The sequence below is a fragment of the Bradyrhizobium sp. genome (genome assembly GCF_019244115.1).
In the GTDB taxonomy this organism is placed as follows: domain Bacteria; phylum Pseudomonadota; class Alphaproteobacteria; order Rhizobiales; family Xanthobacteraceae; genus Bradyrhizobium.
The window spans coordinates 1-8832 of sequence record NZ_JAFATE010000576.1 but is presented as its reverse complement, the minus strand read 5'-3'; the positions used below and the strand labels follow the sequence as shown (position 1 = coordinate 8832).

The following is an 8832-nucleotide window of genomic DNA, read 5'->3' as shown; positions in this document are numbered from 1 at the left end:
GGACCTGTTGCGCGGCGCTTGGGGCGGAGCGGCGGCAGGCCGCGGGGCACCCGCCGGCGCGGCCTTGGCTGCCACCGGTTCGGGCGCGTGGGGGGCCTCGCCGACCGGCGCATCGCCGCCGACCCGGCGCTTGCCGCGTTTTTCCACGACCACCTGCTTGCTGCGGCCGTGCGGGAAGCTCTGGCGCACGGTGCCCGTCTCGACGCGCGGCTTAAGCGTCAAGGTCTTGCTCGGGACACTCAGCTTCTTGTCGCCAGGCGTATTCTTATCGGCCATTCAGTCGTCCTAATCTTGTTCGTCGTGCGTTCCTGCGCACCGTCATTGATGCAAGGGTTCTTAATCAGAATTCTCGTCGGCTTAATCAGAATTCTCGGGCACGGTTCCGGCAGTCTTGTCGTCATCCGCCAGCCGGTATCGAACCAGGATCAGGCTGCGCGACAGGAATGTCCTGCTCGCCGGGCCCGCGAGCAGCGCAGCATGTATCACATTTGCCCGGGAAAGTGCCAAATCCAATTCTGCCGAAGTCAGCACCGCGATGATGGGGAATTCCTTCGTTTCCTTCTTGTTCCCCGCATTTTGCTCGACCAGGGCATCGAGCTTGCGGATTCCGTCCCTGGCTCCGTCGGAGGCGTGGATCAGAGCCGCAACGCCGGAATGGCCGCGACCCGACCGGAGCAAAGTCTCGACCTTGGTAAAGCCGGAAACCACCTGCCCGGCTTTGGCCGCAACCGCGAGGGCCTCGGCCACGCTGCTGGCCAGCAGCCGCTCAGTGTCCGCCGCAAGCGTCGCCGCGACGCGGACGTCGCGCTTGAATCCTCTCGCAAATTGGTGACGCCGGACCGCTTCCGCAACCACCTGTCGCGACGCCGAAAGCCATAATCCGCGCCCGGGCAGCTTGCGCTTGATGTCCGGCACGACCTCACCGTGCGGGGACACCACGAACCGGATCAGCTCGCCGACCGGCCTGACCTTCCGGCTGACTGCGCACAACCGGACGGTCGCGGACCTTTCGGTCCGCGGTCCGTTGTCGAGCTCAGGATCAGCCAGCGCGGCAAGCATCCGAGGGGCATCTCCCCAAAACCTTAGGCCGGGGCCTGTTCGGAGGGCTCATCCTCCGCAGACGGCTCTTCCGTCTCCTGGGCGAGATCGGCCTCGGTGATCCAGCCCGCCTTGACGCGCGCCTGCATGATCAGCGCCTCGGCGTCGTCGCGCGAAATCTCGATGCCGTCGAGGAAGCCCTTGTGCTTGGTCGGCTCGCTGCCCTCCTTGCGCTCGGTCCAGCCGACCAGGTCGTCGGTGGCGCAGCCGGCCAGGTCTTCGACCGACTTGACGGCGTTTTCGCCAAGCTTCACCAGCACCTTCGAGGTGACGCCGGGCACCGTCTTCATGTCGTCTTCGACGCCGAGTTCCCTGCGCCTGTTCTCGAGTTCGTTCTCGAGCTGATCGAGATATTCCTTGGCCCGGCTCTGCAGCTCCTGGGCGGTCTCCTCGTCAAAACCTTCGATGCCGGCGAGCTCCTTGGCGTCCACCATCGCGAGTTCCTCGACCGAGGTGAAGCCCTCGGACGCGAGCAACTGGCCGACCACCTCGTCGACATTCAGCGCTTCCATGAAGACGCGCGTGGAGTTCTCGAAATCGGCCTGGCGGCGCTCCGATTCCTCCTGCTCGGTGAGGATGTCGATGTCCCAGCCGGTCAGCTGCGAGGCGAGCCGCACGTTCTGGCCGCGCCGGCCGATCGCGAGCGACAGCTGGTTGTTGGTATCGGGAACCACGACCTCGATGCGCTCGCGGTCCTCGTCGATCACGACCTTGGTGACTTCGGCGGGCGCCAGCGCATTGACGACGAAGGTCGCAATGTCCGGCGACCACGGAATGATGTCGATCTTCTCGCCCTGCAGCTCGTTGACGACAGCCTGCACGCGCGAGCCGCGCATGCCGACGCAGGCGCCGACCGGATCGACCGAGGAATCGCGCGAGATCACGCCGATCTTGGCGCGCGAGCCGGGATCGCGGGCCACCGCCTTGATCTCGACGATGCCGTCATAGATCTCCGGCACTTCCTGCGCGAACAGTTTTGCCATGAATTGCGGATGGGTGCGGGACAGGAAGATCTGCGGCCCGCGGGTCTCGCGCCGCACGTCGAAGATATAGGCGCGGACGCGATCGCCGTTGCGGAACACCTCGCGCGGCAGCATCTCGTCGCGCCGGATGATGGCCTCGCCGCGGCCGAGGTCGACGATGACGCTGCCATATTCGACGCGCTTGACGACTCCGTTGACGATGTCGCCGATGCGGTCCTTGAATTCCTGATATTGCCGGTCGCGCTCGGCCTCGCGCACCTTCTGCACGATCACCTGCTTGGCGGATTGCGCGGCGATGCGGCCATATTCCAGCGGCGGCAGCGTGTCGGCGATGGTGTCGCCGATCTGCGCGCCCGGGTTGGCTCTGCGCGCATCCTCCAGCGAAATCTGGTTCGCCGAGTTCTCGACATTCTCGACCACCAGCATGTGCCGCGACAGGCGCAGCTCGCCCTTCTTGGCGTCTATCTCGGCATGCACGTCGGTTTCGCTGCCGTAGCGGGCGCGTGCCGCCTTGGCGATGGCATCTTCCATCGCCGAGATCACGATGCCGCGGTCGATCGACTTTTCGCGCGCTACGGCGTCGGCGATCTGCAGCAGTTCGAGCTTGTTGGCACTGACTGCCATGTTCAGTCTCCTCTCTTAAGGATCGGTGTCGCCTCTGCGCAGCCGCTCGGCCGCGAGGCGATGTTTCTTGGTATTGGCCGGCGCCGGCTGCTTCGCCGGTTTCGCCTTTGACGCACGACCGCTCGCATGCAGTGCAGCGGGCGGTTCAAGGCCGAGATCGCGCTTCAGTTCGCGTTCGGCCTGCTTGCCGCGCCGCATCGATTCCGCGATCAGGCCGTCGGTCAGCACCAGCCGCGCCTCCGCGATGTCTTCCATCGGCAGCAGGACCGCGGCCTCGTCGCCGGCGGCGACATCGTCGCGAACGAGGCGAACCGCATTGCCCTCGATCCCATTTAGCGTGCCCCGGAACCGCTTGCGCCCCTGATGGGGAACCGCCATCTCGACCTTCACCAGATGGCCGGTGTTGCGCTCGAAATCGGAGCGGCGCACCAGCGGCCGGTCGATGCCGGGCGAGGAGATTTCCAGCCGGTAGGCGCGGTCGATCGGGTCGGCGACATCGAGCACAGGCGACAGCGCGCGCGAGACCGCCTCGCAATCGTCGATCAGCATCGTTCCATCAGGCCGTTCCGCCATGATCTGGACGGTGCAGCCGGCCTCGCCGGAAATCCGGATCCGCACCAGCCGATATCCCATGCCGGCGAGCACGGGGCCGGCGATCGCCGACACCCGCGCAGCAACGCCCGGCTCGACGATCAGGCGCGGCTCGGCCAGAAGGTCGGCGTCCATGGAAGGCGCGGTTGGATCGATCATGTCCAGGTCGGCTGTCAAATCGGCTGTCAGGTTGGTTTGTCCTTGACGGTTCAAGGAACCGCCTGTCCCCTTTGGCTGCGCTTCGCCCGACAGGGTTCAGGTAATAAAAAAGAGCGGGTCCTTTCGGGCCCACTCTCATCACGAGATCGTATGAGAAGATAAGTTGACCGCAAGATAGCGACTTCTGCCGGGCCCGGCAAGGTCCCCAGAGGTAAAACGTCGAGCATTTCTTGATTTTCGGCCATCCCCAGCGCCTAATCCTTCCTTCACCAAGCCTGCTTAAATTGATCGGAAATGCCGCCGGCAGCAGCGGCGCCTTACAACGCCGCGCATGCCTCGAAGTAGCCATGCGAACCGGCAAGTCGCCCGCGGCAATCCGCTCCACCAGGATGCAGGAAGCGGTGAGTTCGCGTGTGCTTTGAGCAGGTTTCATGTCTGCCTCCACTTCGTTGATACCCGGGCTCGACGATATGGTCCGGAACGGCGATCCGGAACGCCTCGCGACCTCGCGCGCCGCATCGCCGCGCTGTTCTTGCGGGACGCGGGCCATCTCTCGTCCAAGCACGTCGATTTCTTCGACAGCCTGCTGGTCGATCTCGTCCCCCACGCCGACCTGAAGGAACGGGCCGAACTCGCAGAGCGCCTGTCGTTGCTCGGCAATGCGCCTCGCGCACTGGTCAGGCAGATGGCGCGCGACAACGAGATCCTCATCGCCGGGGCCGCTGCTGCGCCGCTCGAATGTGATCGACGAGAGCGCCCTGCTCGACATCGCGCGCGCCAAGGGGCAGCCGCATCTGCTGGCGATGGTGGAGCGGCCGCTTCTGTCGTCCGATCTCACCGACGTCGTCATCACGCGCGGCGACCGCGAGACGTGGTGCGGCGCGCGGCCGGAAATGCCGGCGCGCGTTTTTCCGGTCGCGGCTATGCCGAACTGGTGCGGCGCGCCGGCGCCGACGGCGTGCTGACGCTCGCGGTGCGCCAGCGCGCCGATCTCTCCAAGGCGCATTTGAAGACGCTGCTCGCCGGCTGGAAGAGCCGCCGGTCGGCGTAGCGTGCCGTCGTTCCGGGGCGATGCAAAGCATCGAAAAACTCGAGATTCGGGTTCGATGCCAACGGACCAGCGCTTCGCGCTGGCCGTTGCCACCGCCCCGGAATGACGATGTTAAAGCTTAGCGCTCCCGATCACAGCCGGCGAAATCGCAAATAGGTGGCGCGGCGGCCTTCGCGTGTGGCCTTCTGGCCATAGCGGGTCATGGTGTAGCCATCCCACGGCTCGCGCCAATCGGCGGCGCGCTCAGCCGTCCAGACGAAATCGCGCGAGTGGGCGAGGTGCGCCAGCGTCCAGGCGCAGTAGTCGTCGATGTCGCTGACAAAACGGAACTCACCGCCGCTCTTCACCACGCGTGCCATCGCCGCAATCGTCGCATCCTGAACAAAGCGCCGCTTCCAGTGCCGCCGCTTCGGCCAGGGATCGGGATGGATCAGGTCGATCCGTGTCAGTGCGCGCGCCGGCAGCCAGGCCAGCAGCTCCGCGGCGTCGCCCGCGAACAGTCTGACATTGCGGATGTCGTGGCTTTCGATCTGGGTCAGGATTTTTGCCATTCCGTTGACATAGGGCTCGCAGCCGATGAAGCCGCTCTCAACCCGCGCCCGCGCTTCGGCGGCCAGATGCTCGCCGCCGCCAAAGCCGATCTCGAGCTTGATCTCTCGGGCCGGCGGATCGAACAGATCGGCGATATCGGTGGGCGCAGGATCTGAAATCTCCAGCGCAAGCCGCGGCAAGAGGTGGGCGACCAGATCGGCCTGGTGGGCGCGCAGTTTGTGGCCCTTGCGGCGGCCGAAGAATGCGCCACGGCCGGAAGGCGCGCCGCCATCCTCGTGCGAACGAATGTGATCGCACGGATCGCCGCCGAGCGCGCTCATCGCAGCGTCTGGTACAGCCCGTAGAGGAGCCGGGCCCGCGGCTCGATCGACGAAATGTACATCTGCTCGAAATGAGTATGCGCGCCCTTGCCGTCGACGCCGAGCCCGTCGAGGGTCGCGGTGTGCGGCGCGGTGAAGTTGCCGTCCGATCCGCCGCCCGTATAGGTGTCGACGAGATCGAAGCCGAGATCGGCCGCAAGCTGCCTGGCATGCTCGAACAAGGCGGCGCCGGCATTGTTCTTCTCGTAGGGCGGACGATTGAGGTCGCCGATCACGTCGACGCTGAGGCCCTCGCTGCGCGAGCGCAGCGACAGGATTTTTGCAACGAGCTCCTCCGCATCGGTGAACGAGGGAACCCGCAAGTCGACCTCGGCATAGGCTTCCTCCGCGATCACGTTCGGCCGCGTGCCGCCCCGGACCACGCCGACATTGACCGTGATGCCCCGTTTGGGATCGTTCATGGCTTCAAGCGCCTGGATCATATTGGCAAGCTCGCGGATGGCGCTGCGCCCATCCTCCGGCCGCGATCCTGCGTGGGCCGGCGTGCCCTTGATGAAGACCTCGAATCGACCGACGCCCTTGCGGCCAGTAACGATCTTGCCGCCGTCGCGCGCGGGTTCCGTGACCAGCACATATTTAGCCCGCTGTCCCTCCGCTTCGATCAGCGCGCGCGAGGTCGGGCTGCCAATCTCCTCGTCCGAGGTGAAGATCTGGGTGATGCCGAGCGGCGGCTGCGCGCCGTTGCGGCAGATCTCGCGGAACGCGTGGAAGGCGAGATAGGCGCCGCCCTTCATGTCGTAGATCCCGGGACCGAACGCGATGTCGCCCTCGGTCCGGAACGGCAGCCGTGCGATGAAGCCCAGGGGATGCACGGTGTCGAGATGGCTCAGCACCAAAATGCCCGGCTGTTCCTGTCCCCACGACGAGCGCGCCACGAGATGATCACCGCAGCCGTCCTTGCCGGGGACTCGTTCGAGGGTGGCAGGCAGGTCGCGATAGCCGTCCGCGACAAGAGTGGCAAGCTTGTTGACCTGCTCGGGGGCTTCGGTCGGCGTTTCGATCTCCACCCAGCGGCGGATGCCGTCGAGGATGGCGTTGGGGTCGAACGGGTTGGAAGACATCGTGCTCCGCGGGAATGGTTTTCGTCGGCGGTTCGGGAACTTAGTGCATGATGCGGAAAAGTGCGAAGCGGTTTTTCCGAAAGCATGCCTCGGGTTCGACCCGAGGGATCATGCCCGAACAATGAACCAACGCGCGATGGCGAAATTCGACCTCGGCGCGCTTCAACGTGTTGCGTCCGAGATTCGCTTCAGCAAGTAAGGCGAACCTCGGATACAAGCGAGACGGCCGATACCAAGCTGAATGCTTCGCGCTCTAGTCCCGGATTCCGGAACTAGCGGCCATTCAATTTATCCTGCTCAGCAGCGGCAGCCGTGAGACTTCCGAGGTCCGCGCAAAGTGCGGCGCCGACCTGACGTCGCGGACTTCGGAAAGCAGCCTTTAGCGCTTCTCCGCCGCCTCGCGCGCGGCGATCTGCTCGACAAGATCGACGATGCTGCGCCGGAGCTTGGCATCGGTGATCTTGGTGAAGGCGCGGGTCAGCGCAAGTCCTTCCGACGTGGCGAGAAAGTCGGACACATAGGTCGGCGAGCCGCCATCGTTGTAGCCTTCGGCCGCCGCCGAGCCGCTCGGGCCGCCCTCGAACAGGAACGACACCGGGACCTGCAGGACTTCCGAGATCTGCTGGATGCGGCTGGCACCGACGCGGTTGGTGCCCTTCTCGTATTTCTGGATCTGCTGAAAGGTCAGCCCGAGCGCCTCGCCGAGCTTTTCCTGGCTCATCCCCAGCATGATGCGGCGCATCCGCACCCGGCTGCCAACGTATTTGTCAACAGGGTTGGGTGCTTTCGACATCTCCGTTACTCCTTGTGGACGGACACACGCGATGGGCCATGCCTCGCGTCGTCACGCCGTCTTTCCGTGTCTGCAACTCAGCGGGATACAGTCAAATTGAACAATTTGACGACGTCTCGTGGAGGGACATTCAGAATGCGAATTGCAGCGTCAGTCTGTCAACTAGTGCGCTCACGCATGTCATAGAATATTTTGAGGAAATGAAAAGCAACATGAAGAAGGAACAAGAATATGCAGTGATCAGGATGTTCGCTTCGTAAAACGGCGCTTGAGAACTATCAATAAACCTAAGGCAACAATCATCGCAGCCGGAATGTCTCCAACTCGTGCATAGATTGTCGGAGCAATCGCCGCCGGCAGGCGCGAATCAAGCACGCCCTCGATGCCGAGGCCGAGCTGCGCAACGATCCGTCCGAGCGGGTCGAAGACCGCCGAGATGCCGGTGTTGGCGGCGCGCACCAGCGGCAGTCCCTGTTCGATGGCCCGCAGCCTCGCTTGCTGCATGTGCTGATGGGGACCGGTCGAGATGCCGAACCAGCCGTCGTTGGTCAGGTTGATGATCCACCCCGGACGACCGTCGCGTGTTGCAACTTCAGCGGGGAAGATCGCTTCGTAGCAGATCAGTGGTAGTGCGCGCGGTGCGCCGGGAATCTCCAGCGTGTTGTGCACGTTGCCAGGGATGAAGCCACCCTGAACCTTGGTGAGCTGTTCAAGGCCGAGCCGCTCCAAGAGATCCTGGAACGGCAGAAATTCGCCGAACGGAACCAGGTGCAGCTTGTCATAGACGGCCAGCACGCTGCCATCATGATCGATGATGTAGATCGAATTGTAGGCCCGCGTGATCCTCGATCCCGGCGGCAGATCCGGGGCGCGCACCGAGCCGGTGATGAGGACGGCGCCCTTTGGAAGGAAGTCGGCGATCTCCGCCATCACATCCGCCTCCCGGGTCAGGAAGAACGGAAATGCGGATTCAGGCCAGATCAGAATGTTGGCGTCGCGAACGCCGGTCGATTGCGGACCCGAGGCGCGGTCAGACAGCGCCAGATATCTTTGCATCACCGCGGCCTTGGCCGAATAGTTGAACTTGGCGTCCTGCTCCAGGTTCGGCTGCATGATGCGAAGCTTGACCTTATCAAGCATGGCGGTCGGGTGCATCGACAGTCGGAGCGCGCCGAAGGCGCCCATCGCGACCAGAACCAATGCCGCGATGGCCGGTGCGAGCCAGGGAAGGCGCCCTTTCGCGCGGCCGTCGATCAGGACGGCCGGGCTTGCGAAGATCGCGACGCTGAAAAAGGTCATGCCCCACAGGCCGATCAGTGACGCGGTCTGCGCGAGCGCCAGCGGTTGGCTCAGCGCGTACCCAAAACTGTTCCAGGGAAAGCCTGAGAGCACCTGGCCGCGGAGCCATTCGCTGATCGTGAGACAGACCGCGAGCGCGATCACGCGCGAAGCGTCGCGCGGCCAGATCAGGCGCGCCAGCGCAAAGCCGAACGCGGTGAACAGCGCGAGATAGGCCGGTAGCCCCAACAGCGCAAATGGC

Annotated in this window: 9 protein-coding genes; 1 reads left to right on the top strand and 8 read right to left on the bottom strand. The window is 64.4% G+C overall.

Translation table 11 applies throughout. From position 1 onward, the window contains the following. From JOZ76_RS25505 to rimP, 4 genes are all read right to left on the bottom strand, one after another. On the bottom strand, window positions 1-276 hold a 276-nt coding region (locus JOZ76_RS25505; protein ID WP_291703342.1), incomplete at its 3' end, for a translation initiation factor IF-2 associated domain-containing protein. An 81-nt stretch (window positions 277-357) separates the two neighbouring features. Further along, window positions 358-1059 carry an RNA-binding protein gene (locus JOZ76_RS25500; protein ID WP_291703340.1) on the bottom strand — a complete coding sequence of 234 codons (702 nt, stop codon included), beginning with the start codon at window positions 1057-1059 and terminating at the stop codon, window positions 358-360. Between the two features lie 23 nt (window positions 1060-1082). Beyond that, window positions 1083-2705, bottom strand: a complete 1623-nt coding sequence (gene nusA, locus JOZ76_RS25495; RefSeq protein ID WP_291703338.1) for a transcription termination factor NusA — start codon at window positions 2703-2705, stop codon at window positions 1083-1085. Between the two features lie 15 nt (window positions 2706-2720). Next, window positions 2721-3455 carry a ribosome maturation factor RimP gene (gene rimP, locus JOZ76_RS25490; protein ID WP_291703336.1) on the bottom strand — a complete coding sequence of 245 codons (735 nt, stop codon included), beginning with the start codon at window positions 3453-3455 and terminating at the stop codon, window positions 2721-2723. A 532-nt stretch (window positions 3456-3987) separates the two neighbouring features. On the opposite strand from rimP, the gene JOZ76_RS38610 reads away from it, so the two are divergent. Next, complete coding sequence (locus tag JOZ76_RS38610; protein ID WP_441300091.1) at window positions 3988-4506, top strand: DUF2336 domain-containing protein; 519 nt, start codon at window positions 3988-3990, stop codon at window positions 4504-4506. A gap of 131 nt (window positions 4507-4637) precedes the next feature. Here the strand turns inward: JOZ76_RS38610 and JOZ76_RS25475 are convergent, their stop codons facing one another. The 4 genes from JOZ76_RS25475 to lnt form a co-directional block, all read right to left on the bottom strand. Next, a complete protein-coding gene (locus tag JOZ76_RS25475; protein WP_291703332.1) occupies window positions 4638-5378 on the bottom strand; it encodes a tRNA (guanine(46)-N(7))-methyltransferase TrmB in 741 nt (246 codons plus the stop codon). Next, on the bottom strand, window positions 5375-6499 hold the full coding sequence (locus tag JOZ76_RS25470) for a M20 family metallopeptidase (RefSeq protein ID WP_291703330.1): 1125 nt from the start codon (window positions 6497-6499) through the stop codon (window positions 5375-5377). The genes JOZ76_RS25475 and JOZ76_RS25470 overlap by 4 nt, the downstream gene beginning before the upstream one ends. A gap of 379 nt (window positions 6500-6878) precedes the next feature. Continuing rightward, window positions 6879-7292, bottom strand: a complete 414-nt coding sequence (locus JOZ76_RS25465) for a helix-turn-helix domain-containing protein (protein ID WP_291703329.1) — start codon at window positions 7290-7292, stop codon at window positions 6879-6881. A 240-nt stretch (window positions 7293-7532) separates the two neighbouring features. Next, the coding region (gene lnt, locus JOZ76_RS25460) for an apolipoprotein N-acyltransferase (protein ID WP_291703327.1) at window positions 7533-8832 on the bottom strand (1300 nt) is incomplete at its 5' end.

Coding starts and splice junctions, on each gene's coding strand:
- nusA (WP_291703338.1), bottom strand. CDS start 2,705: ATGGCAGTCAGTGCCAACAAGCTCGAACTGCTGCAGATCGCCGACGCC.
- JOZ76_RS25465 (WP_291703329.1), bottom strand. CDS start 7,292: ATGTCGAAAGCACCCAACCCTGTTGACAAATACGTTGGCAGCCGGGTG.
- JOZ76_RS25475 (WP_291703332.1), bottom strand. CDS start 5,378: ATGAGCGCGCTCGGCGGCGATCCGTGCGATCACATTCGTTCGCACGAG.
- JOZ76_RS25500 (WP_291703340.1), bottom strand. CDS start 1,059: ATGCTTGCCGCGCTGGCTGATCCTGAGCTCGACAACGGACCGCGGACC.
- JOZ76_RS25470 (WP_291703330.1), bottom strand. CDS start 6,499: ATGTCTTCCAACCCGTTCGACCCCAACGCCATCCTCGACGGCATCCGC.
- rimP (WP_291703336.1), bottom strand. CDS start 3,455: ATGATCGATCCAACCGCGCCTTCCATGGACGCCGACCTTCTGGCCGAG.